This is a genomic window from Sphingomonas sp. BE123, assembly GCF_031456015.1.
In the GTDB taxonomy this organism is placed as follows: domain Bacteria; phylum Pseudomonadota; class Alphaproteobacteria; order Sphingomonadales; family Sphingomonadaceae; genus Sphingomonas.
Window position 1 is genome coordinate 1,535,295 of record NZ_JAVDTW010000002.1, and the last position, 24,882, is coordinate 1,560,176.

The 24,882-nt window shown below is 63.7% G+C and carries 20 protein-coding genes; 15 read left to right on the forward strand and 5 right to left on the reverse strand.

From position 1 onward, the window contains the following. Nucleotides 1–57: 57 nt before the first annotated feature. From J2Y54_RS15655 to J2Y54_RS15690, 8 genes are all read left to right on the forward strand, one after another. Nucleotides 58–228, forward strand: a complete 171-nt coding sequence (locus tag J2Y54_RS15655; RefSeq protein ID WP_310041077.1) for a helix-turn-helix domain-containing protein — start codon at nt 58–60, stop codon at nt 226–228. 29 nt (nt 229–257) lie between these two features. Then, nucleotides 258–995, forward strand: coding sequence for a hypothetical protein (locus J2Y54_RS15660; RefSeq protein WP_310041078.1), 738 nt, complete (start codon nt 258–260; stop codon nt 993–995). Nucleotides 996–1,082: 87 nt separating this feature from the next. Next, on the forward strand, nt 1,083–5,999 hold the full coding sequence (locus J2Y54_RS15665) for a type ISP restriction/modification enzyme (protein WP_310041079.1): 4,917 nt from the start codon (nt 1,083–1,085) through the stop codon (nt 5,997–5,999). 14 nt (nt 6,000–6,013) lie between these two features. Next, nucleotides 6,014–6,712, forward strand: a complete 699-nt coding sequence (locus tag J2Y54_RS15670) for a hypothetical protein (protein ID WP_310041081.1) — start codon at nt 6,014–6,016, stop codon at nt 6,710–6,712. Between the two features lie 125 nt (nt 6,713–6,837). Further along, a complete protein-coding gene (locus J2Y54_RS15675) occupies nt 6,838–7,356 on the forward strand; it encodes a hypothetical protein (protein WP_310041082.1) in 519 nt (172 codons plus the stop codon). A gap of 48 nt (nt 7,357–7,404) precedes the next feature. Then, the gene (locus J2Y54_RS15680) at nt 7,405–8,085 is read left to right on the forward strand and encodes an SOS response-associated peptidase family protein (RefSeq protein ID WP_310041083.1); all 681 of its coding nucleotides are present in this window, start codon (nt 7,405–7,407) and stop codon (nt 8,083–8,085) included. A gap of 284 nt (nt 8,086–8,369) precedes the next feature. Further along, entirely contained in the window at nt 8,370–10,370 is a 2,001-nt protein-coding gene (locus tag J2Y54_RS15685; RefSeq protein ID WP_310041084.1) for a protein-disulfide reductase DsbD domain-containing protein, read from the forward strand. A 24-nt stretch (nt 10,371–10,394) separates the two neighbouring features. Beyond that, complete coding sequence (locus tag J2Y54_RS15690; protein WP_310041085.1) at nt 10,395–11,000, forward strand: redoxin domain-containing protein; 606 nt, start codon at nt 10,395–10,397, stop codon at nt 10,998–11,000. Nucleotides 11,001–11,347: 347 nt separating this feature from the next. Here the strand turns inward: J2Y54_RS15690 and J2Y54_RS15695 are convergent, their stop codons facing one another. Beyond that, entirely contained in the window at nt 11,348–11,863 is a 516-nt protein-coding gene (locus J2Y54_RS15695) for a hypothetical protein (RefSeq protein WP_310041086.1), read from the reverse strand. Nucleotides 11,864–12,181: 318 nt separating this feature from the next. Here J2Y54_RS15695 and J2Y54_RS15700 point away from each other — a divergent pair, with 318 nt between their 5' ends. The 3 genes from J2Y54_RS15700 to J2Y54_RS15710 are packed head-to-tail and all read left to right on the forward strand — an operon-like array spanning nt 12,182 to nt 15,398. Then, nucleotides 12,182–13,654, forward strand: a complete 1,473-nt coding sequence (locus J2Y54_RS15700; RefSeq protein ID WP_310041088.1) for a circularly permuted type 2 ATP-grasp protein — start codon at nt 12,182–12,184, stop codon at nt 13,652–13,654. 5 nt (nt 13,655–13,659) lie between these two features. After that, on the forward strand, nt 13,660–14,595 hold the full coding sequence (locus tag J2Y54_RS15705; RefSeq protein ID WP_310041338.1) for an alpha-E domain-containing protein: 936 nt from the start codon (nt 13,660–13,662) through the stop codon (nt 14,593–14,595). Next, complete coding sequence (locus tag J2Y54_RS15710) at nt 14,595–15,398, forward strand: transglutaminase family protein (RefSeq protein ID WP_310041090.1); 804 nt, start codon at nt 14,595–14,597, stop codon at nt 15,396–15,398. The genes J2Y54_RS15705 and J2Y54_RS15710 overlap by 1 nt, the downstream gene beginning before the upstream one ends. Before the next feature lie 16 nt (nt 15,399–15,414). On the opposite strand, the gene J2Y54_RS15715 is transcribed toward J2Y54_RS15710, so the two are convergent. Continuing rightward, entirely contained in the window at nt 15,415–16,206 is a 792-nt protein-coding gene (locus J2Y54_RS15715; protein WP_310041093.1) for an arginyltransferase, read from the reverse strand. A 234-nt stretch (nt 16,207–16,440) separates the two neighbouring features. Further along, a complete protein-coding gene (locus J2Y54_RS15720; RefSeq protein ID WP_310041095.1) occupies nt 16,441–17,685 on the reverse strand; it encodes a threonine ammonia-lyase in 1,245 nt (414 codons plus the stop codon). Between the two features lie 138 nt (nt 17,686–17,823). On the opposite strand from J2Y54_RS15720, the gene J2Y54_RS15725 reads away from it, so the two are divergent. Next, nucleotides 17,824–19,497 (forward strand): amidohydrolase family protein, encoded by a 1,674-nt coding sequence (locus J2Y54_RS15725; RefSeq protein ID WP_310041096.1) that lies wholly within the window; start codon nt 17,824–17,826, stop codon nt 19,495–19,497. 98 nt (nt 19,498–19,595) lie between these two features. Here the strand turns inward: J2Y54_RS15725 and J2Y54_RS15730 are convergent, their stop codons facing one another. Continuing rightward, nucleotides 19,596–21,347 carry a methyl-accepting chemotaxis protein gene (locus tag J2Y54_RS15730; RefSeq protein ID WP_310041098.1) on the reverse strand — a complete coding sequence of 584 codons (1,752 nt, stop codon included), beginning with the start codon at nt 21,345–21,347 and terminating at the stop codon, nt 19,596–19,598. Nucleotides 21,348–21,650: 303 nt separating this feature from the next. Between J2Y54_RS15730 and J2Y54_RS15735 the strand changes: the two genes are divergently transcribed. The 3 genes from J2Y54_RS15735 (at nt 21,651) to J2Y54_RS15745 (ending at nt 23,449) form a co-directional block, all read left to right on the forward strand. Continuing rightward, nucleotides 21,651–22,469, forward strand: coding sequence for a flagellin (locus tag J2Y54_RS15735; protein WP_310041099.1), 819 nt, complete (start codon nt 21,651–21,653; stop codon nt 22,467–22,469). A gap of 197 nt (nt 22,470–22,666) precedes the next feature. Further along, nucleotides 22,667–23,023, forward strand: a complete 357-nt coding sequence (locus J2Y54_RS15740; RefSeq protein WP_310041101.1) for a hypothetical protein — start codon at nt 22,667–22,669, stop codon at nt 23,021–23,023. A 96-nt stretch (nt 23,024–23,119) separates the two neighbouring features. Continuing rightward, nucleotides 23,120–23,449 carry a hypothetical protein gene (locus tag J2Y54_RS15745; protein WP_310041102.1) on the forward strand — a complete coding sequence of 110 codons (330 nt, stop codon included), beginning with the start codon at nt 23,120–23,122 and terminating at the stop codon, nt 23,447–23,449. Between the two features lie 98 nt (nt 23,450–23,547). On the opposite strand, the gene J2Y54_RS15750 is transcribed toward J2Y54_RS15745, so the two are convergent. After that, nucleotides 23,548–24,843, reverse strand: coding sequence for a sugar MFS transporter (locus tag J2Y54_RS15750; RefSeq protein ID WP_310041340.1), 1,296 nt, complete (start codon nt 24,841–24,843; stop codon nt 23,548–23,550). Nucleotides 24,844–24,882: the final 39 nt, after the last annotated feature.

Consider the following 24,882-nt stretch of genomic DNA (forward strand, 5'->3'; position numbering starts at 1 on the left):
ACCGCCACATATCCGGGCGAAGTAACCGGGGCCATCGGCGCACTATAGGAGATACCGATGGACCGCATGATGACGATCAAGGATTTCGCGCGACGTTTCGGCATTGGACGCTCAACCGTCTATCGCGAGAACGCGAAGGGGGCGTTGCCATTCCGCAAGATTGGCCGGGCGACACGAATAGCGGAGAGTGACGCGAGCCGGTGGTTCGCCAACCTGCGCCAGTCCTAATCAGGTGGAAGTTTGAAACTTGCGGCGAAATGTCCCGCCATGCGTCCGCGCGTTCCAGCCGGAATCATGCGAAAACGCGCATTTTCAAGGCTTTCGACCAATACGGCATCAATCCCCTATTCAAGGTGGGTGCGATCCAACCAACCAAAGGGCGCGGCGGCGCTCGCAATGTGCGGGGCTTGTCTACGGAGGCGTTGACCGAACGCCAGTGTCGCGAACTGGTCGAGGCGATGCAGCATGCCGAGCGTATCGGGCACCCGTTCAATCGCTTCCTGACGATCACTTGGGAACGAAGCGGCATCGACCCGCGAGACAACGCACGCGCGGCCGGGCGATTTATCAAGATGGCGAGCGACTGGATGCGAGCGCGGGGATGCCGGTTGCGCTGGGCTTGGGTGCAGGAATCAAGCAACCGATTTGGCGCGCACGTGCATATGCTTTTGCACGTGTCGCCTGATCTGGAACCACTATTTGGACCGATGCCGACCCGCTGGGTCCGGCGCATTGTAGAAGCTGGTTATGTCGGCAAGACCACCCAAAGCCAAAGGGTGCCCTATCCCCTCAACGCGGGCGATTTAGCATCGCTGGACGCCTACCGTGCCGAAGTGGCTGGGAAGGTCCATTACATGCTGAAAGCCGCCCCGGCGGCGCTGGAGGCGCGGCTGGGGCTGCTGGGGGCGGGGCCAAAGCCTTGGGGCAAATCCTGCCGCGTATTCGGCAAGCGGCTGGCGATCTGGCAGGGCTGGCGGACCGATCCGGGCGGCTGAATTTTCGGCAAGTTGCCTGATAATTTCGGAAAATCTTGGCGCGCCTCGCTTCCCCGGATAGGCATTCACCATCTCGGGAGGATTTGAATGACGACCCCATTGCGCAAACTGCTGGAGAGCTATCGCGAGGCCGCAAAGGGGGAGCGGGAAAAGGGCACCTATTTCGAGCGGCTGGCGGTTGCGTTCATCAAGAACGACCCCGGCATGGCGCAGGAATATGAGGATGTCTGGCTGTTCAGCGACTGGGCGCGGGCGAACAAGGTCGATGGCCGGGATATCGGTATCGACGCAGTTGCCAAGATTCGCGGAGAGGACAGCTTTTGCGCCATCCAGTGCAAATTCTATCGGGAAGGGTATCGCATCCAAAAGGGCGATATCGATAGCTTCCTGAGCAGTGCTCAAACCAAGCATTTTTCACGTGGGCTGATCATCGAGACGACCGGCGCGCCATGGAGCGTCAACGCTACGGCGCTGTTGGACGAGTTGAACGTCACCATCGTTGGGCTTGATCGTCTGGAGGCCAGCCCGATCGACTGGGCGGCGTATTTTCAGCGCGATGAAATCCGTGTGGACCCGCCTAAGCAGTTGCGTGACCACCAGCGCGATGCGTTGAAGGCGACGCGCGAAGGATTGGCGGAGGCCGATCGCGGCAAGCTGATCATGGCGTGTGGCACCGGCAAGACGTTCACCGGGCTAAAGATCGCAGAGGAACTGGTGGGGGCTGGGGGCACGGTTTTGGTGCTGGTGCCCTCGCTGGCGCTGATGAGCCAGACAATCCGGGAATGGACGATCGACAGCGGCACGCCCTTGCGTTCCTATGCGGTCTGTTCCGACGCCCAAGTGGGCAAGCGGCGGCGCGATGCCGATGACGTGGCAGAGGTCGATTTGCACGACCTGGACTATCCGGCGACCACCAATGCGGCGAAGCTGGCCTCCCGGTCATCCTATGACACCCCTGACCGCATGACGGTGGTGTTCTCCACCTATCATTCGATTCAGGTGATTTCGGACGCCCAAAAGCGGCACGGCTTTCCTGAGTTCGATCTGATCATCTGTGACGAGGCGCACCGGACGACCGGTGCGACGCTGGCGGGTGAGGACGAGAGCAATTTCGTCAAAATCCACAATCAGGACTTCATCGCGGGCAAGAAGCGGATCTACATGACCGCGACGCCCCGCGTGTTCGGGGATGCGGTCAAGAGCAAGGCCAGCGAGGTATCGGCTGAACTGGCGTCGATGGATGACACGGCGTTGTATGGCGAAACGCTGTTCACGCGCGGGTTCGGTTGGGCGGTCGAGAACAAGCTGCTGACCGATTACAAGGTGCTGGTGCTGGCGGTGGATGAAGCCATGGTCAGCGGCGGTGTGCAGAACCGGCTGGCGGACGGGACCAGCGAGTTAAAGCTGGACGACGCCACCAAGATCATCGGCTGCTACAAGGCGCTGATCAAATCCGGCCTTAAGGACGAGCTCCTAACCGACCCCCAGCCGATGCAGCGCGCGCTCGCATTCTGCAAGGATATCGCATCGTCAAAGCTGATCCGAAGCGAGTTCGCTGCCGTTGTCAGTGAGTATCTGGCATCCGATGAGGGGCGCGATGCGCTGGGCGATATCGAGCCGCTGGAATGCGAACTGCACCATGTTGACGGCACCATGGGGGCCAAGGAACGGGGGCAGCATCTCGAATGGCTGAAGGAAAGCCATGGGGACCGCATCTGCCGCATCCTGACCAATGCCCGTTGCCTGTCCGAAGGCGTGGACGTTCCGGCGCTGGATGCCATCCTGTTCATGCACCCGCGCAAGAGCCAGATTGACGTTGTGCAATCGGTGGGGCGCGTCATGCGCCGCGCACCGGGCAAGAATATGGGATACGTCATCCTGCCAATTGGCGTCCCGGCTGGCATGACACCGGAAGAGGCACTGAACGACAACGAACGTTACCGCGTCGTTTGGCAGATTTTGAACGCGCTTCGATCGCACGACGAGCGGTTCGACGCGCAGTTGAACCAAGCGGACCTTGGCGTCGATATCAGCGGCAAAATTGAGGTCATCGCAGTCAGCAACAAATTGCCCGCTGGCAAGGCAGCAAAGAAGGGAACGGCTGGCATCGGCGCGGGCGGCGCTGGCGGGGAGGATGACGAGCGGACGGACGGCGACAGCAAGCCGCGCGATAGCGGTGAAGGTCAGGGGGCGTTCGTTTTTGACGAGTTCTCCCGCGCCATCATGGCCAAGATCGTCAAGAAATGCGGGCGGCGAGATTATTGGGAGGATTGGGCGGGCGATATCGCCAAGATCGCACAAACCCATATCACCCGCATTACGGCGCTGGTGTCAAAGGAAGGAACTCCGGAACGCGCGGCGTTCGATAGCTTCCTTGCTGAAATCCGGGACGATCTGAACGACAGTATCAGTCAGGCCGAGGCGATCGAGATGCTGGCGCAGCATCTGATCACCCGCCCGGTGTTCGACGCGTTGTTCGAGGGATACAGCTTCGCCCGCAACAACCCCGTCTCAAAGGCCATGGAGGCCGTTCTGAGCGCGTTGGACGAGCATCGGCTGGATAAGGAGGCGGAGAGCCTTGATCGCTTCTACGAGAGCGTAAAGCGGCGTGCGGCGGGCATCGACAATGCCGAGGCTAAGCAGCGCATCGTGGTGGAACTCTACGACAAGTTTTTCCGCAACGCCTTTCCGAAGATGACCGAGCGGCTGGGCATCGTTTACACGCCGGTCGAGGTGGTGGATTTCATCATCCATTCGGTGAACGAGGTGCTGCAAAGCGAGTTCGGGCAAACGCTGGGCAGCAAGGGGGTCCATATCTTGGACCCGTTCACGGGAACTGGCACGTTCATCACCCGGCTATTGCAGTCCGGGCTGATCAAGCCGGAGGAGTTGGAACACAAATATCGGCATGAAATACATGCCAACGAGATAGTCTTGCTTGCCTACTATATCGCGGCGATCAATATCGAGGCGGTGTATCACAGCCTGTCTGGCGGTGATTATGTGCCTTTCGATGGAATCTGTCTGACCGACACCTTCCAGCTTTACGAACAGAACAAGGATTTGTTGGCGAAGCTGATGCCGGATAACAGCAATCGAAGGACGCGGCAAAAGGAGCTCGATATCCGAGTTATTGTAGGAAACCCGCCTTATTCAGTTGGACAGGACAGTGTAAACGATAATGCGGCAAATTTGACCTATCCGAAGCTCGATGACCGTATCAGCGAGACCTACGCTAAGCGCTCTAAAGCTAAACTGAAAAACGCCCTCTATGACAGCTACATCCGTGCAATCCGGTGGGCGAGTGACCGGTTGGGCAAGGCGGTGGAGCACGATGGGCAGAAACGTGGTGTTATAGCTTTTGTTAGCAACGCTGGCTGGGTGGAGGGGAATACAACGGATGGTTTGCGCCAATGCTTGGCAGAGGAATTTGCTAGCATCTATGTGTTCCACTTACGGGGCAATCAGCGCACTTCAGGCGAACGATCTCGTCGGGAAGGCGGTAAGATTTTTGGCTCCGGCAGCCGAACCCCTGTCGCCATCACTCTTTTGGTGAAAAACCCTGATGCAGCGGCGACTGGTCGGATCCAATTCCACGATATTGGGGACTATCTGACCCGCGAAGAAAAGCTGTCTATAGTTGCTCGTTTTGGCAGCATCGGCGGCCTAGCCAAGGCCGATAAGTGGCGATCAATCGAACCGAACGAGCATGGTGACTGGTTAGGGCAGCGCGAAAAATCTTTTGAAGCCTTCCTTCCGCTTGGTGGAAACAGCGCGGAGGATCGTGAGCTATTTTGTCTTCGATCGCGAGGTGTAACTACTAGCCGAGATGCTTGGTGCTATAATCCTTCCAAATCTCAACTCGGACATACCGTTGCCAGCTCTATATCGTTCTACAACGAACAATTAATATCGTGGATTTCTGCTAAACGTCCGTCAGATATTGAAAATTTCGTGGACGTTGATCTGTCGAAGTTCAGTTGGGGCGGCGACATCTTTAAGCATTTTGCCTCGGAGCGCGTGCTTACGTTCAATGAAAATAGAATGATTAATAGCCTTTACAGGCCTTTCACGCATCAATGGCTTTATCGCGATCCGGTTCTCAATAATCGCTTGTATCAGATGATGAAGTTTTACCCCGAGGGCATGGAGAAAAATCGGACCATAATGCTGGCAGGTGTGGGCGCACGCAATTTCAGTGCGTTGATGGTTTCTGAAACTCCATGCCTCGATGCAATCGAAAAAGGGCAATGCTTTCCACGCTATATCTATGACGTCGCAGACACATCAACAGATATTGGGGACAAGATACAGGGGAGTCTCTATGTGGAGCAGAGTCCGGCGACGCCAAGGCGGCGCGATGCTATTACGGATGACGGACTATTGTATTTTCAGGCCGCCTATCCCGCCGAAACGTTAACTAAAGACGACCTGTTCCACTACGTTTATGGATTGCTGCATAGCGAGGACTACCGCATCCGCTTTGCCGATAATCTGTCCAAGCAACTGCCCCGCATCCCGGCTGTGAAGAAGGCTGCGGACTTCTGGGCCTTTGTCGAGGCGGGGCGAGCGCTGGCCAACCTGCATTGTGATTTCGATAGTGCCGAGCCGTTCCCTGTCACGATCGCCCAAGGGGCATTGGCGCTGGCGCATATCCCCGACCCGGTGAAGTTCTACCGCGTCGAAAAGATGAAGTTCGGCGGCAAGCGGCCCAATGTCGATAAGAGCACGGTGATCTACAATGCCAACATCACGATGACCGGCATTCCGCTGGAGGCGTATGACTATGTGGTCAACGGCAAGCCAGCGCTCGAATGGGTAATGGAACGCCAGTGCGTCAAGACCGACAAGGCGAGCGGGATCGTCAACGATGCCAACCGCTATGCAATCGAGACGGTAGGCGATCCGGCCTACCCGCTGTTGCTGTTTCAGCGTGTCATCACCGTTAGCTTGGAAACGATGCGGATCGTGCGCAGCTTGCCCCCCTTGGGGGATTTGTCGTGATTGGAGGCGGCTAGATGGGTGACGATCTGGACAATTCGGCCCGCGACCATCTCGTCGCCATCACTCGAGGTGCCGTCAACGCAGTCCCATTTGTCGGCGGGCTTTTGGGTGAACTGGTTACGGCTACAATTCCCCGGCAAAGGCAGGACCGTATTGCGACATATCTCCGCAAGGTCGAAGAGCGTTTGGCGACTTTCGAAGCGGCGGAGGCGAAGGCTGCGCTGCAGAACCCCGAGAAAATCGACCTGATTGAGGCGGGCGGCTATCTAGCTGTGCGAGCGACCAATGCTGAGCGCATTAGACAAATCGCTGATGTCGTGGCGCACGGCTTAGCCCGCGACGATGCCGATGTCATTCGCCGGAAACGGCTTCTTTCCCTCCTGGGCGAGATTGACGACGATGAAGTCGCCATCCTCTCTGCATACGGGCAATCCTACGGTGGGAATGCTGCTGCGGCGTGGGAGAAGATCGATCGCCCTACACCAGCGGGCCTTGGAGGCGGTCGCGCCTTGGTCGAGGAAAATCAGCTGTTTGAGTTGGGAACAAACCACCTGTTGCGATTAAACCTGCTGGAGCGCCGATTTAACATCAAGAAAGGTCAGGTGCCCGAATTGGACCCAAAAACGGGCTTGCCGAAATCGAGCATCCAGATTTCATATCTCGGCAGGATGTTGCTGCGCTCAATGGGAGTTAACCTGCCATATGAAGACTAGTTTAGACACCGCATACGGTGGAGGTGACAATGGGCGGTTTTGGTTCCGGACGCCAAGGCGGGCGACCGCTGGCAGATCACTGTTTCCGCGTTGACCTGAATTGGATGCTCCGCACCGGCCATGCCATGCCGGGCGCGCGGATGAGCGGAACGCTCCGGTGGAGCCGGGGTAGCGAGCATGCCGGGTCTATCAGCTATGTAGCGGACCTAGAGGACGAACAGCCGCATCTCATCTTGACCTATCGCCGGGGAAGCGGGGCAAATGCCGAGCAGGTCGAACAGCGGATTCGCCTTTGCCGCACCCGTCCGAACTATGGCGGCGTTCGGTGGTGGATGGTCTGCCCTTATCGCGGCGTCCGGGCGGCGAAGCTGTATTTGCCCCCGCATGGCGATCGCTTCGCTTCGCGCACCGCATGGCGGCTGGGCTATCACTCACAACGCATCGCGCATCACGACCGCCCATTTGAGGCGCTGTTCCGGCTGCAAAAGCGGCTGGGCGGGCCGCAAGGATGGGAGGCCGGGTTGGCCCGGCGTCCGAAGGGCATGTGGAACCGGACCTATGCACGGATGTGGCGTGAGTATGAGGCGCTGGATGGGCAATGCGCTGTAGTCATGCATGGGATGCTGTCACGGCTGGCGGGATGAGCGGGCCGGTCATCGACAGGCGCGACGCGCTGGGGCAGATTGCTGGATATGTGCAATAGGTTCCACCAATCCGAAAAGGCGGTTGCCTACCTGCGCGAACGCGGAATCATCGTGGATGTCGATGTCACCGACCGTCCGGGGCAGCTGTTTCCGACTGGCGCTAAGACACCGCGATACGGGATTACGGTGCGGCGGAGCGCGGAGGGGAATCGCCCGCTGATCGCGTCTGCGATGGAATGGGGCTTCCCGACCACGATCAAGGGCGCCAAGGGCCAGCCGCTGCGCAAGTTCGTGACCAACGCCCGGAATCTGGAAAGCCCATTCTGGCGCGCATCGCTGGCGAACCCGGCGCATCGGTGCCTTGTGCCGTTCACTCATTTTGCCGAGCCGCACCCTGACGGCGGCAAGGGCGATGATGGCTTGCCGAAACAGGCGTGGTTCAGCCTTGCCGACGCGGATGTGGGCATGTTCGCCGGGCTGTGGCGCGCGACCGATCGCGGCCCGGCATTCGCGTTTGCAACGTGCGAGCCGAACGCCCTTGTCGCGCCGATCCATCCAAAGGCTATGCCAGCTATCCTTCCCCCAGCCGACTGGGATGCGTGGCTGGAAGCGGACGCAGATACCGCCCGCGCGCTGGTCCGCCCCTATGCCGGGCCGATGGTCATGCAAACCGAGACGCCACCACTCCCCCAGCCTGTCCCGGCACCCGTTCCCGACGAATTATTTTAGGGGGTACCGGGCAGGTTCGGGGGCAGAATTGGGGGCATGCTGACAATTCAGCTGTAAAATGCACAATGATAACAGCTATTTAAACTGACGTTGCGAATCCTCTCCGGGACACCATTTCCCGCTGCGCATCTCACAGTTTGGTCGTGCATCCGATCCCGTCCGGCCTGCCCGGGCGGTGTGCCTGCGTTGCGGTGGAAAATCGTGTCGCGCCCGCTATGGTCGCGCCGTCCGCGATCACAGGGGCAGGTATGCGTAGATTCGGTTTGGCGGTGTTCTCCCTCCTGATGGCGCTCATCGCCATGCCTGCGGCGGCGCAGCCCGCCGGGCAGGACAATCTGACGGTACAGCTGGTTGCCGAAAGTGACGCGCCCGCACCGGGCAGCACCGTCACCATCGCCTTCGTCGCCAAACCCGATCCCGGCTGGCATGGATACTGGAAGAACCCCGGCGACGCCGGCCTCGACACGCGGCTCGACTGGACGCTGCCGCAGGGCGTGACTGCGGGCGAGCTGCGCTATCCGGTGCCCACCCGGCTGATGATCGCCGGGATCATGAACTATATCTACAAGGGCGATTACACCCAGTTCGCGACGCTCACCATCCCGGCCGGCCTCGCGCCGGGTACGAAGCTGCCCATCGCGGTGCGCGCCGATTACCTGATCTGCACCGACGAAATCTGTGTCCCTGAGCGCGAAAATCTTACCCTGAACCTCACCGTCGGCGACGGCAGCATCACCCCTGAGCGCCGCGCCCAGTTCGACCAGTGGCGCCGCCTGTTGCCCAAGCCGCTCGGCAGCGAAGCGAAGTTTCAGGTCACTGACGGCACGCTGCGCATTGCGATCCCGTTCCCTGCATCGGTCGATCTGTGGAAGGACGCCTATTTCTTCGCGCAGACTCCCGACGCCGTCACCTACTCCGCGCCGCAAAGCGTGACCCGCGACGGCGACACGCTGATCCTGTCGGTCAAGGCCGGGTCGAAAGTCCCCGAACGTCTCGATGGCATCCTCGCCACCGGCGAGCGTGACGGCTTTTCGCTCACCGCCGTTCCCGGCACCGTCGCCGCCGCCCCCGCAGCGCCCGCCGCAATCGACTGGAGCGCAGCGCTGCTCGCACTCGGCGGCGCGCTGCTCGGCGGGCTGATCCTCAACATCATGCCGTGCGTCTTCCCGATCCTGAGCCTCAAGGCGCTGAGCCTCGCCAAGAGCGGCACCAGCGAGGCGCATGCCCGCGCCGAGGGGCTCGCCTACACCGCAGGCGTCGTTCTCGTCGTCCTCGCGCTCGGCGGCCTCATGCTTGGCCTGCGCGCGGCGGGGGCGAGTGTCGGCTGGGCTTTCCAGCTCACCGACCCGCGCGTCATCCTGCTCCTGCTCCTCCTCGTCCTCGGCATCGCGCTCAACCTCGCCGGGCTGTTCGAGCTGATGACCCCGAAATTCGTCGGTCGCCTCGCCAGCGGCGGGTCGGGCGGGGCCTTCATGACCGGCGCGCTCGCCGCGTTCATCGCCACGCCGTGCACCGGCCCGTTCATGGGCGCAGCGCTCGGCGCCGCGCTCGTGCTGCCCTGGTATATCGCGCTCGTCATCTTCCTCGGCCTCGGCCTTGGCCTCGCGCTCCCGTTCCTGCTGCTTGGCTTCGTCCCCGCGCTGCGCCGGATGCTGCCCAAGCCCGGCGCGTGGATGGACACATTCCGCAAGATCCTGTCGGTCCCGATGTTTCTCACCGCGATCGCGCTCGCCTGGGTGCTGGGCGGTCTCACCGGGGTCAACGGCATGGCGACCGGCTTGGTCGTCGCGCTGGCGCTCGGCGTCGTGCTGTGGGTGCTCGGCCGGCGCCAACTGCGCGGGGCGGGGAACGGCGTCGCCTGGGCGCTCAGCCTCGCCATCCTGATTGGCGGCATGGCGCTGGTCGGGACTATCGAAAAGCCCGCCGCAGCCGCAGCCAGTGCCTCCGGCGCGCAACCGTTCAGCGAGGCGAAGCTCGCCGAGCTTCGCGCCCAGAACAAACCCGTCTTCGCCTATTTCACCGCGGACTGGTGCGTGACGTGCAAGGTCAATGAAAAGGCCGCGATCGAAACCGACGCGGTGCGTGACGCGTTCGCCAAGGGCGGCGTCACCGTCTTGGTCGGCGACTGGACCGATGGCGACCCCGCGCTCGGCCGCTTCATTGAGCAGCACAACCGCGCGGGCGTGCCGCTCTACCTGTGGTACCCGGCCGGCGCGCGCGAGCCTCAGGTCTTGCCGCAGCTGCTTACGCAAGGCATGTTGACCGAGCTAACCGGGGGCAAATGAACCGCAGATCAAGGAGATGAGCCGATGCACCGACTGATCCCATTTGCAGCTGCCGCCGTCGCGGCGCTCGTACTTCCCGCCGCCGCGCAACAGACCAACGGGCAGAAAGCGACCGATTTCAAACTGACCGACGCCACCGGCAAGACCGTCCAGCTCAGCGACTTCAAGGGCAAGACCGTGGTGCTGGAGTGGAACAACCCCGGCTGTCCGTTCGTGCAGCGCCATTACGAAGGCAACATGCAAAAGACCCAGGCCGCGGCCAAGGCCGGCGGCGTGGTGTGGCTGACGATCAACTCGGGCGCACCGGGCAAGCAGGGCTATATGCAGGGTGCCGAGGCGACCAAGTGGGTCGCGGACAAGAAGGCGAGCCCGGCGCATTACCTGCTCGACCCCAAGGGCGTGGTCGGCAAGGGCTATGCCGCCAAGACCACCCCGCACATGTACATCATCGACGGCGCGGGCGTGCTGCGCTTTCAGGGCGGCATCGACGACAAGCCCGCCGCCCGCGTCGAGGAAATGGGGTCGGCCCGCAACCACGTCCTTGCCGCGCTGAACGAGCTCAAGGCCGGCAAGCCCGTCTCGGTCGCCCAGACCACGCCCTATGGCTGTTCGGTCAAATATGCCGAATAGGTTGGACTTTCCTTCCCTGTGATAGGGGGCAGGGAAGGAGAGAAGGCCGGGGGAAACCCCGGCCTTTTTTAATTTTGAGGCAGGGGCGAACCAATTCCTCCCCTGAGCTTGCTCAGGGGAGGGGGACCGCCGCCGCAGGCGGTGGTGGAGGGGCGGCTGCGCAGACAGCCGTGAACAGCTCGGCAAAATTCCGCCCTCTACGGGGCGGCCCCTCCGTCAGCGCTACGCGCTGCCACCTCCCCTGCGGCGCAGGGGAGGAACTGAAATTCAGTCGCGCCCCGCACTTCACGAAGCCCCTCCCGCTTGCGGGAGGGGAGAGCTGTGGTACCAGCTGACGCAAAGCAAGTTCAGTGAACTGACAAATCGATCCAGAACTCGGTCAGCCACCACTGACGATTTTCTTGGGTGTCGATCACGCGGTTACCGATGCGACTGGGTTCAGCTTTGGAGATCAGCGACATCGCGTAAGGAGCTTTGGCGAGCCAACGAAATGACGCCTGCAGTTCCTCGAAATCGATGCAGCGCACGTCGCCGTCCAGCGACCAACAAAGCTGTGCCGGCGATTTGGCGCTTTCGGCCGTGATGCGGTTTAGGCCGTGGCAAACACCGTTGCGGACCTGCAGATGGGCGCGGAGCTGCGCATGGAGTGCCGCTGCCAGCATCGGACGCATCGACGCAACGCCCAACGGATTGACGATACAGCCCTCCCAATCTCGCAGCACGGCAGAAATGCCATGGACTGGTTTGGGCAATTCGCCACGGAGTTGTGCGACTTCGGATCGAGCTGTCCGCTCGATTTCGCCCCACAACATCAAGAGCGAGCCAAGCGAACTTTGAATCATCTCAAAGCTCACGCTCAACATGCTGCTCCGCCGACAATGGTCCCCATCCATCTACAATGCCGGCAAATCCTGAAGGATCGTTAAGCGCGGCGCCATTGCTAAGGTTGACCGATTTTGTTGGATAAAGGTTGGAAAAATGCTGATCCGCTCCCGCAATACCGGAGACCCACCTCCGCCCGGGGCGGTCCGACTGACCCGCCTCCCAGCGGCCACCCGATCCCCTTTCACTCCACATCATGTGTATTTCGCCCGCTCCGTCATCCCCCCGCACCCCCTTGTGCAACGCAACAAAGCATTGCAGCATGGAACGATAACGGGGTTCGGGACTTTGGAGGCCTGATGGGGGAAAGCCGCGCGTTCGACGAGATCTGGGGTCATGGTGGTCCGGCAAAGCCGCGACCGGAATTCAACGAACTCGCGCGCTGGATGGCTGACACCCCGCACGCCGAACTCCACCGCCGCCAGCAATCGGCCGAAGCCACTTTCCGTCAGCTCGGCATCACCTTTGCCGTCTATGGCGACACCGATGCCAGCGAACGCATTATCCCCTTCGACATCGTGCCGCGCATCTTCATGCACGACGAATGGACCCGCCTGTCCGAAGGGCTGGTCCAGCGGGTCGAGGCGATCAACGCCTTCCTCCAGGACATTTACGGCGAGCGCCGCATCCTGAGCGAGGGCGTGCTGCCCCCCGAACTGGTGCTGTCCAACCCGCAATTCCGTCCCGAAGTCGCCGGCATCCGCCCGCCGCATGACATTTGGGCGCATATCTGCGGCATCGATCTGGTCCGCACCGGACCGGATGAATTCTACGTGCTTGAGGATAATGCCCGCACCCCGTCGGGCGTGTCCTACATGCTCGAAAACCGCGAGGCGATGATCCGCCTGTGCCCCGAACTCTTCCGCAGCTTCCGCGTCGCCGCGGTCGACAGCTATAGCGACATGCTGCGCGAAACGCTCTGCTCGGTCGCGCCGGAGCGCCGCAGCGCCAGTCCGGTCGCGGTCGTGCTGACCCCGGGCCATTTCAACTCGGCCTATTACGAACACAGCTTCCTTGCGGACACGATGGGCGTCGAGCTGGTCGAGCCGGCCGACCTGCTGGTCGATGACGACATCGTCTATATGCAGACCATCGCCGGGCGGGTTCGCGTCGATGTCATCTATCGCCGCATCGACGATGATTTCCTCGATCCCTTGGTGTTCCGTCCGGACTCGCTGCTCGGCGTTCCCGGCATCATGGCGGCCTATCGCGCCGGCAATGTCGCGCTGGTCAACGCCCCGGGCAACGGCATTGCCGATGACAAGGCGATCTACAGCTACATGCCGGAGATCGTGAAATTCTATTCGGGCGGCGAAGCCAGGCTGCCCAATGTCGAAACCTGGCGCTGCCGCGAGCCGGATGCGCTGAAGTATACGCTCGACAATCTCAAGGACCTCGTGGTCAAGCTGGTCGACGGTTCGGGCGGCTATGGCATGCTGGTCGGCCCGACCGCGACCAAGGCGGAGATCGAGGCATTCCGCGCCGCGCTGATCGCCGAACCGCATCGCTACATCGCCCAACCCACATTGGCGCTGTCGACCGTGCCGACCGTCACCGAAACCGGCCTCGCCCCGCGCCATGTCGATTTCCGTCCGTTCGTCCTCACCGGCTCGGATGGCGTCCGCGTCGTCCCCGGCGGCCTGACCCGCGTGGCGCTCAAGGAAGGGTCGCTGGTCGTCAACTCCAGCCAGGGCGGCGGGACCAAGGACAGTTTCGTGCTGTTGCCCGACGGACCGGTACAGGGGCAGGAACAGACGCAGGTGGTCGGCTGATGCGCATGCTCTCCCGCACCGCGGCGTCGCTCTACTGGCTTGGTCGTTATGTCGAGCGCGCCGACTTCATCGCTCGCTTGGTCGAGGCCACTGTGCGCCTCGACGCCCTGTCCGCCCGTCCGGCGGGGGAGGCGGCCTGGGCCAGCGCGCTCAGCGTCACCTACACCGAAGAGGCCTATGCCGCCGCACACCAGTCGATCAGCCAGCAGCCGGTGGCGCATTTCCTGACGCTCGACATGAGCCACCCCGGCTCGATCGTCCGCTGTCTGGAGCAAGCCCGCAACAATGCCCGCGCTGTCCGCACCGCGCTGACGCGCGAGGCATGGACCGCGATCAACCGACTGTGGCTGCTGTTCGCCAAGCGCGTCAGCCCCGGCGGCACCACCACCACGCTCAACCTGGTCGAGGGTGTGATGGCCGAAGCGCGCGGGTTCGAAGGCGCGATCCACCGCATGATGGACAATGAAGCGACGATGCTGATCCAGCTCGGCGCCGCGATCGAACGCGCGGACAACACCGCGCGCCTGCTCGACGTCAAATATCATCTGCTGCTGCCCGAGGGGGAGAAGGTCGGCGGGCTGGTCGACCGCGACCAGTGGACGACGATCCTCCAGACCGTCTCGGCGGTCACTGCCTATCGCTGGCTCTACAGCGACGGCCTGCGTCCCGCCAACGTCATCGACCTGCTGATCACCCGCGCCGAGCTTCCCCGCAGCCTCGCCGGATGCGTCGAGGAGGTGGTGGAACAGCTCAACGCGCTTGCCAAGCGCACGGGGCTGCAGGGCGAAGCCGACCGCATGGCCCGCGCGCGCATCGCCCGGATGCAGAAAACCCGCGCGCATGAAGTCATCGTCAGCGGCCTGCACGAATATCTGCAGGCCTTCATCCGCGAAAATGCGCTGCTCGACGCCGCCATTGCGCGGCAGTTCCGGTTTATCTGATGCGCCTCGCGATCGACCATCACACCCGCTACCGGTTCAGCAGCCCGCAACAGCGGCTGGTTCAGACGCTGCGCCTGACGCCGGGCGATACGCACGATCAGACGGTGGTGGACTGGCGCATCGATGTCGATTGCGACGTGCGGCTGCGCGACACGATCGACGGCTTCGGCAACCGCGTCACGATGCTGTATGCCGAAGGACCGCTCACCGAGATCGCGATCACTGTCGCGGGGCAGGTGCTGACAACCGAAGCGGACGGGCTGGTGCGCGGCAGCAACGAGCCGCTGCCACCCGAATTGTTCGGCCGCACCACGCCGCGCACGGAGCCCAGTGCAGCGCTTGCGGAGCTGGCCCGCGCGTCGGCGGGCGCAGGGGATGCGCTCGACCGGCTCCATCGCTGGAACCTCGCGCTCGCGACGCGCTTCCCCGACGCCGCCGACCTGCCCGACAGCGGCGCGACCGCGGCGGAGGCATTTGCCGGCGAGCCCGACGCCCGCGACCTCGCGCACATCTTCATCGCCGGCGCATCGGCGCTCGGCCTCCCGGCGCGTTACGTCTCGGGCTATCGCAACTGTGGCGAGGGGACCTGCCCGCCGCATGGCTGGGCCGAGGCGTGGGTCGCTGGGCTGGGGTGGGTCGGCTTCGACCCCTCCGCCGGGATCAGTCCCGACGCCAATTATGTCCGCATGGCCACCGCGCTCGACTTTACCGGGGCGGCGCCCATCGCCGGGATCCGCCAGGGCGCCGGGATCGAGGAATTGTCGGTCGCGCTCCAGGTCGAGCGGATGAACGGCGAAGCGTGACGCCCCGGCGCGCGGCTCAGGCCAGCGCGCGCATCCGCAAGGGCTGCAGCGCTGCGTCCCCCGCCGCCGGTGCCGTCTGGGGATCGGCCATCCGGGCCCAGCCATTGGGGCCGAGCACCTCCATCGGCTGGTACCGCGTCTTGTACGCCATCCGGTCGCTGCCCTTCACCCAATAGCCCAGATAGACATAGGGCAGGCCGGCAGCGCGGGCGCGGATGATATGATCCATGATGATCAGATTGCCCAGGCCTTGGCGTTCCGGCCGGTCGGCGGCAAAGAAGCTGTAGATCATCGACAGCCCGTCGGCCTGCTGGTCGGTGATGCAGGCGCCGACCAGTTCGCCGCCCAGCTCCTCCGGCTCGCGATATTCGATGACATAGGTGCTGACCGGCGACTGCTCGACCATGTCGGCATAGTCGGTTTCGTCCATCATCGTCATGCCGCCGCCGGGGTGGCGCGCGCTGAGGTAACGGCGCAACAGCGCATATTGCTCCTCGGTCGCCCAGGGGCGGCATGCCGTGACCGACAGGTCTGAATGACGCCGGATCAGCTTGCGCTGGGTCGCGTTCGGCCGAAACTCCTCGGCGACCACGCGCACCGACAGGCAGGCGTTGCAGCCGACGCAGCTCGGCCGGTACGCGACCGACTGGCTGCGGCGAAACCCGATGCGGCCGAGCGCGTCGTTGAGTTCGCCGGCATGCGGGCCGTTCAGTTCGGTGAAGATCTTCCGCTCCTGCCGCCCGGGCAGGTACGGACAGGCCGAGGGGCTGGTCACGAAAAACCGTGGGAATCGAGTCAGTGCCGTCACCCTGTTCGCCCCTTCCAGATCGGGCCTAGCGCCCCGGACCGGCCCCTTATGTAACGGCGGAATCACGATGAAAAGGCGATTTACCATGAAAATGGGTTAACGCCGGGTCGCTCGGATTCAGTCGGGGGACACGCCACAGATGCAGCGCCCCGTAATTATACGGGGCGCGCGACAGGTGAAAAAGGGTGACGGGACTCGGTTCGCCGCAGCGGCGATTCGCTTCGGCGCGGCAGGTCAGTCGAGTTCGACCATGCTCACCGCATAGCCCGCAGCCCGCAGCGCGGCGATCAGCCGGTCGAGATGCGCCGCGTCGCGCGTTTCGCATTCGATATCGGTGATCAGCCCCTTGGCGGGGAGCGAGGTGAACACGCGCTGGTGATACACCTCGATGATGTTGACGCCCTGTTCGTGGAAGATGCGGCTGACATGGAACAGCGCGCCGGGGCGGTCCTGCAACCGGATGCGCAGCCGCGCGAGCCGGCCCGACCGGGCAAGGTCGCGCAGCAGGACATTGGCAAGCAGCCGCGTGTCGATATTGCCACCGCACAGCACGATGCCGACGGTCTTGCCGGCAAAACGCTCCGGGTCGGACAGCAGTGCGGCCAGCCCCGCCGCACCTGCCCCCTCGACCACGGTCTTTTCGATCTGCAGCAACAGGCTGACGGCTTCCTCCAGCTTGCGCTCGCTCACCAGCATGATGTCGTCGACCAGCGCCGCGATCACCTGCGCGGTTAGGCCGCCCGGTTCCTTGACGGCAATCCCCTCGGCCAGCGTGTCGCCGCCGATCGGCAGGTCGGTGCCCTTGATCCGGTTGAACATCGACGGGAACAGCTCTGCCTCGACCCCGACGACCGCAATGTCGCGTTCGGCCGCCTTGGCCACCGTCGCCATGCCAGAGATCAGCCCGCCGCCGCCGATGGGCACGATCAGCGTGTCGATCGCGGGCGCGTCGGCCAGCATCTCCAGCGCGACCGTACCCTGACCCGCCATGATCCGCGGATCGTCGAACGGGTGGACAAAGGTATAGCCGTTCGATGCCTCGAGCTGCCGGGCATGGGCATAGGCTTCGTCGAACGTCTCGCCTTCCAGGATCACGCTCGCGCGATGGCCCTCGGTCTGGGTGACCTTCACCGTCGGCGTCGGCTTGGGCATCACGATCGTCACCGGAATGCCAAGGCGATTGCCGTGATAGGCCAGACCCTGCGCATGGTTGCCGGCCGAAGCCGCGATCACGCCCTTGGCGCGCGCCGCCTCGTCGAGCTGAAGCAGCGTGTTGAGCGCGCCGCGTTCCTTGTACGCCGCCGTGAACTGAAGATTTTCGAACTTGAGATAGACGGTCGCGCCGGTGAGGTCGGACAGCGTCTTGCTGTGCAGCGTCGGCGTGCGCACGAGCGATCCGCCAATCCGCTCTGCCGCCATGTTCACATCGGCAAGGTCGAGCGGGAGGGGTCGGGGGGCGGGCGCAGCCTGGGTTGCCATATCGATACTTTCGCAATCCCGGGATCGTCGCCGGGCCGGTCCGCGCGCCCTAGACCATCTGGCGCGGCGGGGGAACACCGCCTATTCGAAAGCGCAGCCCGTGACCGGCGATCCACCGGTCCATTGTCGGAGAGAGATGTGCGCCTTCCCGTTTCGCTTGCCGTGATTGCCGCCCTGCTGCTGCCCGCTGTCGCCGCCGCCGATGCGCTGGTCGACAATGTCGATGGGCTGACCCTGGACGAAAAGGGTCAGGTGGTGCGTTTTTCCGGCATCGTGCTGACCCCGGACGGCAAGGTCGTGAAGCTGCTCAAGCGCGGCGAGAAACGCCCCGAGCGACCGGACTGGCGCGCCGATCTCGATGGCCGCATCGTCATCCCCGGCATGGTCGATGCGCATGGCCATGTCATGAACCTCGGTTTCCGGGCGCTCGCCCTTGACCTGTCGGCGACGCGGTCGCTCGCCGATGCCCAGGATGCGATCCGGCGCTATGCCGCCGAAAATACCACGCGGCGCTGGATCACCGGTGGCGGCTGGAATCAGGAAGTCTGGGGTCTGGGACGCTTCCCGACCGCGGCCGAGCTGGATGCGGCGACCGGCGACGTGCCGACCTGGCTGGTCCGCGCCGACGGACATGCTGGATGGGCCAACAGCGCGGCGATGAAGGCGGCCGGGATCACCGCCGCGACCAAATCGCCTCCGGGCGGCCGGATCGAGCTGGTCGCCGGCAAGCCGGGCGGCGTGTTCGTCGATGCGGCGATGGAGCTGATCGAAAAGGCGCTGCCCCAGCCGACACAACGCGATCGCAATGCCGCGTTCCTCAAGGCGCAGGAGCTGCTGCTTTCGATGGGCGTCACCGCGACTGCGGACATGGGGACCAGCGTCGACGACTGGCTGACCTATCGCCGGATGGGCGATTCCGGCCTGCTGCGCATCCGGATCATGAGCTATTCGGACGGGGTCGACACGGCGCTGCGCGTGGGCGGCAGCGGGCCGACGCCGTGGCTCTATGACGACCGGCTGCGCATGGGCGGGATCAAGCTGTACACCGACGGGGCGCTCGGGTCGCGCGGTGCATGGCTGAAGGCGCCCTATGCCGATGCGCCGGGCAATAGTGGCCTGCCGTTTCTGACCGATGCGCAATTGTCCAACCTGATCGTCCGTGGCGCGATGGATGGCTTCCAGTTCGCGATCCACGCGATCGGCGACCGCGCGAACCAGCAGGTGCTCGATGCCATTGCCGAAGTCAGCGGCACCTATACCGGCGACCGCCGCTGGCGGATCGAGCATGCTCAGGTCGTCGATCCGGCGGATCTGGCGCGGTTCGGCAAGCTCGGCGTGATCGCGTCGATGCAGCCGGTGCATCAGAGCAGCGACCGCACCATGGCCGAGGCACGCGTCGGCCCGGCGCGGCTGGCAGGCGCTTATGCGTGGAAATCGATGCTCGCCAATGATGCCCGCATCGCCTTCGGATCGGACTATCCGGTCGAAAGCCCGAACCCGTTCGAAGGATGGGCGACCGGTTTCACCCGTCAGGATGCCGCCGGCCAGCCCGCCGGTGGGTGGCGCCCCGAAGAGGCGCTGACCCGCGAACGCAGCTGGCGTGCCTTTACCACCGACGCCGCCTATGCCGGTTTTGCGGAGACGAAATTCGGGCATCTTGCGCCCGGCATGCGCGCCGACTTCATCGTCATCGACCGCGATCCGCTCCTCGCCGGGCCGGCAGACTTGCGCGCGACGCGGGTGCTTGAGACCTGGGTCGGCGGTGTGCAGGTCTATCGCCGGCCCGATCCCGCCGCGAAGGCGCCGCGCTGAATGCCATGCGGCCCGTCCACCGGGGGCCGCTCTGAGGGAGTGAGCGGGGCCGGGGGACGGGCCGATCGCGCCCCGGAGGGCGGCGAAGGTGAAGCGGTCTAGGCGGCGAGCGCCATCGATCCTGCGCCATGCCGGTTGTGCGCGACCGGCTGGAATGCGCTGGCATGCTGGGCCAGGCGATCTGCCTCGGTGCTCAGCGTCTGTGCCGCTGCCGAAGTCTGCTCGACCATTGCCGCATTCTGCTGCGTCGCGCTGTCGAGCGACTGGATCGCTCCGGACACTTCGCTGATTGCGGTCGCCTGCGACCGGCTGCCCTCGGCAACCGTTCCCAGCAGATTGTTCACTTCCTCGACATCGGTGGCGATCCCGACCAGAGCGGCATCGACCCGGCGCACCGCCTGAACCGCGCCTTCAATGTCGACCTGGGTCGCGGTAAGCTGCTCACGCGCCTGCTTCGATTCTTCTTCGGCGCGCATTGCCAGGGCCGAGACGAGATCGGCGACGACCGCAAAGCCGCGACCGGCTTCGCCCGCGCGGCCGGCTTCGACCGCTGCGTTCATCGCGAGAACACGGGTCTGGAACGCGATCTTGTCGAGGCCCTCGATCACGTCGTCGATGCCGCGCGCGCTTTCCGAAACGCGGGTCATCGCCTGCATCGCTTCGTCGGCGACCGAACGGCCCGATTCGACCGCTTCGTGCGTGCGGCTGGCGCGGGTGACGGTCTGGCTGGCGGCATCGGTGTTAGCACGGACGCTGCCGTCGATCTGCGTCACGGCCGCAGCGGTTTCCTCGATCGACGCGGCGTTGCTTTCGGTGCGGCGCGCCAGATCGTTCGTCGCGCTCGCAATCTCGTTGGTGCCGCTTCGGATCGCCTCGACGCTCGTGCTGACCGCGCCGACCAGGTTGCGCAGGCCCGCGACCGCGGTGTTGTAATCGTCGCGCAGACCGCGATAGGCGGGCGCAACATCGGCATCGATGCTGTGCGACACGTCGCCCGCCGACAGCCGTTGCAGCGCCCCGCTCAGCAGGTCGACGATCTGCTTCTGCGCGGCTTCGTCGGCGCGCTTGGCCATCTCGGCCGCTTCCTTGGCGATCGCCGCATCGCGGAATACGTGCAGCGCGCGCCCCATGTCGCCGATTTCGTCACGCCGCTCGCCGGTTTCGGCTTCGACATTATGGTCGCCCTCGGCAAGGCTGCGCATCTTGGCCACGATATCGGCGATCGGATTGGCGATCGACCGGTTGAGCAGCCAGGCCAGCCCGCCCGCCAGCGCAAGCATCAGCGCAATGCCGACGCCCAGCGCCCAGTGAACCTGATTGCGCAGCGCCGCCTCTTCCATGTCCGCCGCCTCGACACGCGCCTTCTGGGCCGCGTCGAGCGCCTTGATCGCATCGCGGATGCGGCTCAGCTGCTTCTTGCCGGCCAGTTCCTGCGCCTCGGCGCGGGTCGCCGGATCGCGGGCGAGGGCGATGGTCGGCTCCAGCTTGTCCTTCTGCCATTCGGCCGTCGCGGCCGAATATTCGTCGATCATCCCGCCGAAATCATGCCCCTGCGAAACGGTGCGGATTTCCTCCACCGCCGCGCCAACCTTGTCGCGATTTTCGACATAGGTCTCGTAGAATGCGTCCTGGCCAAGGATGGTGAAGCCGCGCACCGCGTTCATTTGTTCGAGTGTCAGGTACAGCAATGTCTGGGTCGCCCGCGCGCCGGCATAGGCATTCGCCTTTTCTTCCTGCGCCTTTTCGAGCCCGGTAACGCTGGTCACGATCAGCGCGCTGACCCCGCCAAAAGTGACCACCAGAGCCAGAAAGGAGAGGGCGAGCTTTCGCCAGATCGGCCAGTTCTGCATCGTTATTGCGCCTTTTTTCTCGTCGTGAAGCGCCGCGTACGGCGTCCTGCGTCCCCTGATTATAGACGGGCCCGCCCGGCTCCGGTCGCGGTGCCCGAGGTCGCGACCCTAGGGAAACTGCCCCCGTAACGTCCCCGAAACAGCGGGTAATGCGCTGTTAACCATCAATATCCTGCGCCTGCGACCGGATCGGCTGCGAACCGTCCAGAATGGAGGTGCGGGGCATGTGTCGTGGCCCGTCGTTGGGTCTGCGTCTTGGCCCTGGCCGCAGAAGCGGCCACCTCTTCCAGAAGGAATATGATCATGGGTTTTTCGGTTAACACGAACGTTGGCGCGATGGCGGCTCTCCAGAGCCTGAATCAGACCAACAAGTCCCTGGCTACCACCCAGAGCCGCATCAACACCGGCATGAACGTCGCGTCGACCAAGGACGACTCGGCTGCCTTCGCCGTTGCCCAGACGCTTCGCGGCGACCTGGGTGGCCTGAAGTCGGTCGGTTCGTCGCTCAGCCGTGCAAAGAGCACGGTTGACGTCGCGGTTGCCGGCGCCGAGCAGATCTCCGACCTCGTCAACCAGATGAAGGCCAAGGCGATCGAAGCTTCGGACGCGGGTCTGGACTCGGCCAGCCGTACGTCGCTCGCAGCAGATTTCGATGGGCTCAAGGAGCAGATCGAAACCGTCATCGAATCCAGCGAATTCAATGGCACCAACCTGCTGAAGGCGGCCAGCGGCTCCGTGAGCGCGCTCCAGTCGACCGACATGGCGGCTGACACGCTCGACGTGGCGAACCAGGACTTCACCGCGATCGTGACCGCGATCGGCACCACCTTCACCGACGCCGCCACGGCGGAGACGATGGTGGGCACTCTCGAGACCCAGGCCACTGCCATCAACTCCAAGATGAGCACCCTGGGCGCTGCCTCGCGTAAGATCGAGGGCCAGCAGTCGTTCGTCAGCAAGCTGTCGGACGTGATCGAGAGCGGCATCGGCAACCTTGTCGACGCCGACCTGGCGAAGGAATCGGCTCGCCTGCAGGCCCTGCAGGTCAAGCAGCAGCTTGGCGTTCAGGCGCTGTCGATCGCGAACCAGGCACCGCAGACGATCACGTCGCTGTTCCGTTAAGAGGAAATCTAGCCCTGACAAGGCGGGCCGGAGCGCACAGCGTTCCGGCCCGTTTCTTTTTGCGATCTCGTTGATTCTTGCGGTGAAATTTTTGGTAAGACCACCCATGCGCGCGTTGACGTTTCTATAACTACGTCATGGTCAGCAGCGCCCCCCGCATTCGTGAAATCATCGACGCAACCGGCATTCGCCTCAGGGTGACGATCGAAGCGGGTCCCTTTGGCCCCGCCATTCATCTCGCCCGCCCCGATCTGGCGGCCGAGATCCGCCTCGACATGCATGGCGCCGACCTGCTGTGCGGCTATCTCGTCGCGGCGCGTCTCGCCGGGCGTCAGCAGCTGGCCGACGAAAGCTCGCTCGGGCCGATGCCCGCGATCTTCAGCCTCACCCATGATCCGGTGGTGCGGGTCGAAGTGCGCCGCCACCTGCTGGACGATGCCGCACTCACCATTCCGGCGACGATGTGGGACCGCCTTTACGCCGAATTGTGCATCGTCGGGGCGCATGCCCGGGCGCTGTGCCTGCTGTCCGCAGCCGGAGCCGCAGCGGCCTAGTAGAACTACAATAGGTAATCGCGCAGTATTTCGTTTCGCTGGTGGAAACGGCATTTGAACAGGCGAAATCGAGCGCTCGAAAACAGGAAAACGGGCATGATGGATGGACGGGATGCACAGCTGCTGAAGAACGATCCGGACCGTCGCGTCTGGGGTCAGGGTCCGCAGCCCGAGTTTCGTGTGACCGTCACGCTGACCCTCTCCGACGCTGAGCGACTGTGGCACGCCGCGCGCGCGCGCCTGCTGGCTGCGCCCGGCGGCAACGAGGAAATGGTCGAGGAAACGATCGGGCCGATGGAGGCCCCGCAACTCGCCGACTGCGTCGCGCTGCTGTGCGCGCCGTCGCTGGTCCCGGGCTGTTCGGTCGACGATTATTGGGTCGACGCAATGCCGGGCCTGCCCAGCCGCGACATGATCGCGGCCTGAAATACAAACGGGGCGCGCCTACCGCACGCCCCGCACCAGATCCCCCGAAGAAGGGGCCGGCGAAATCCCTCCGCCGGCCCCTTCGACCGTTTTGGCGGTCAGCCGGCTACCGGCCCGTCATAGGGACGCCGGGCATAATAGCCGAAGCCCGCGATGATCGCGTAGCACAGCGCCGGCAGCGCAAAGGCCAGCGCCAGGCTGCCCGTCATGTCCGCAAGCGCGCCGGTGGCGAGCGGGATCACCGCGCCACCAAAGATCGCCACGTTGATGATGCCCGACCCGTCCGCCGCGCGGCTGCCCAGCTTTTCGCTGGCCAGGCTGAAGATTGTGGGGAACATGATCGAGTTCATCAGGCCGATGGCGAGCAGCGAATAGGCCGCGACGGTACCGGTCGTGTTGGCCGAAATTGCGATCAGCGCGATTGCGCCGATGGCGACCATCGCCAGCAGCTTGCCCGGGCTGATGACGCGCATCAGTGCCGACCCGATAAAGCGGCCGACCATTGCGCCACCCCAGTACAGCGCGATCATCCACCCGACGACCGACTCCGGCTGGCCCAGCACCCGCTCAAGCGCGAGATAGTTGATGATCAGCGAGCCGATCGACACCTCGGCGCCGACATAGAGAAAGATGCACAGCGCGCCAAAGCCGAAGCGCGGGCGCTTGACCAGGTCGAAGCCGGCAAAGCCCTTGCTCGCCTCATGGCGTTCGCCCTTCAGCCGGTTGCGGAACAGCCACACCGCAATCGCGACAACCGCCAGCGCCGCGGCAATGCCGAGATAGCCATTGACGATCGCCTGGCTCTCGGCGCTGCGATAGGCGGCAAGTTCGGCGCCCGACAGGTCCTTGGCTTCGACCCCCGCGATGCTGCCAAGGATCAGGGCAGCCCCGACGAGCGGGAAGACGGTGGTGCCGAGCGAGTTGAACGCCTGGGCGAACGTCAGGCGGCTATGCGCCGTCTGCGGCTTGCCGAGCAGCGAGATCAGCGGATTGGCGACGACCTGGACGATCACCACGCCGCTCGCCAGCACGAACAGCGCACCCAGGAACAGACCATAGGTGGCCGTCTGCGACGCCGGGATGAACAGCAGGCAGCCGACCATCATCGTGACCAGGCCCGCGACCGCGCCGCGCATATATCCAAGCTTCTTGACCAGCTTCGCTCCCGGAATCCCGATCACCAGATAGGCGGTGAAGAAGCAGAACTGGATCAGCATCGCCTGGGTGTAGTTGAGCGTGAACAGCTCCTTGAGCTTCGGGATCAGCACGTCGTTCAGCGACGTGATGCCGCCGAAGATGAAGAACAGTGCGAAGACGAAGACCTGAAGGTCCGGGGCATTCACCCCCTGTGTGCCCGGATCGCCCGAATTCGGGTCGGTCGGGCTCATATCCATGACGGGTGCGGCCAATGCGCCTCTCCTGATAACGTTGTC

What these genes read in the sequence shown, in the direction of transcription:
- J2Y54_RS15670 (WP_310041081.1), top strand. Translation starts at nt 6,014, where the DNA reads ATGGGTGACGATCTGGACAATTCGGCCCGCGACCATCTCGTCGCCATC.
- J2Y54_RS15700 (WP_310041088.1), top strand. Translation starts at nt 12,182, where the DNA reads ATGGGGGAAAGCCGCGCGTTCGACGAGATCTGGGGTCATGGTGGTCCG.
- J2Y54_RS15720 (WP_310041095.1), bottom strand. Translation starts at nt 17,685, where the DNA reads ATGGCAACCCAGGCTGCGCCCGCCCCCCGACCCCTCCCGCTCGACCTT.
- J2Y54_RS15690 (WP_310041085.1), top strand. Translation starts at nt 10,395, where the DNA reads ATGCACCGACTGATCCCATTTGCAGCTGCCGCCGTCGCGGCGCTCGTA.
- J2Y54_RS15695 (WP_310041086.1), bottom strand. Translation starts at nt 11,863, where the DNA reads ATGTTGAGCGTGAGCTTTGAGATGATTCAAAGTTCGCTTGGCTCGCTC.
- J2Y54_RS15750 (WP_310041340.1), bottom strand. Translation starts at nt 24,843, where the DNA reads ATGGATATGAGCCCGACCGACCCGAATTCGGGCGATCCGGGCACACAG.
- J2Y54_RS15730 (WP_310041098.1), bottom strand. Translation starts at nt 21,347, where the DNA reads ATGCAGAACTGGCCGATCTGGCGAAAGCTCGCCCTCTCCTTTCTGGCT.
- J2Y54_RS15735 (WP_310041099.1), top strand. Translation starts at nt 21,651, where the DNA reads ATGGGTTTTTCGGTTAACACGAACGTTGGCGCGATGGCGGCTCTCCAG.
- J2Y54_RS15705 (WP_310041338.1), top strand. Translation starts at nt 13,660, where the DNA reads ATGCTCTCCCGCACCGCGGCGTCGCTCTACTGGCTTGGTCGTTATGTC.
- J2Y54_RS15675 (WP_310041082.1), top strand. Translation starts at nt 6,838, where the DNA reads ATGCCGGGCGCGCGGATGAGCGGAACGCTCCGGTGGAGCCGGGGTAGC.
- J2Y54_RS15685 (WP_310041084.1), top strand. Translation starts at nt 8,370, where the DNA reads ATGGCGCTCATCGCCATGCCTGCGGCGGCGCAGCCCGCCGGGCAGGAC.
- J2Y54_RS15660 (WP_310041078.1), top strand. Translation starts at nt 258, where the DNA reads ATGTCCCGCCATGCGTCCGCGCGTTCCAGCCGGAATCATGCGAAAACG.
- J2Y54_RS15665 (WP_310041079.1), top strand. Translation starts at nt 1,083, where the DNA reads ATGACGACCCCATTGCGCAAACTGCTGGAGAGCTATCGCGAGGCCGCA.
- J2Y54_RS15745 (WP_310041102.1), top strand. Translation starts at nt 23,120, where the DNA reads ATGATGGATGGACGGGATGCACAGCTGCTGAAGAACGATCCGGACCGT.
- J2Y54_RS15655 (WP_310041077.1), top strand. Translation starts at nt 58, where the DNA reads ATGGACCGCATGATGACGATCAAGGATTTCGCGCGACGTTTCGGCATT.
- J2Y54_RS15680 (WP_310041083.1), top strand. Translation starts at nt 7,405, where the DNA reads ATGTGCAATAGGTTCCACCAATCCGAAAAGGCGGTTGCCTACCTGCGC.
- J2Y54_RS15710 (WP_310041090.1), top strand. Translation starts at nt 14,595, where the DNA reads ATGCGCCTCGCGATCGACCATCACACCCGCTACCGGTTCAGCAGCCCG.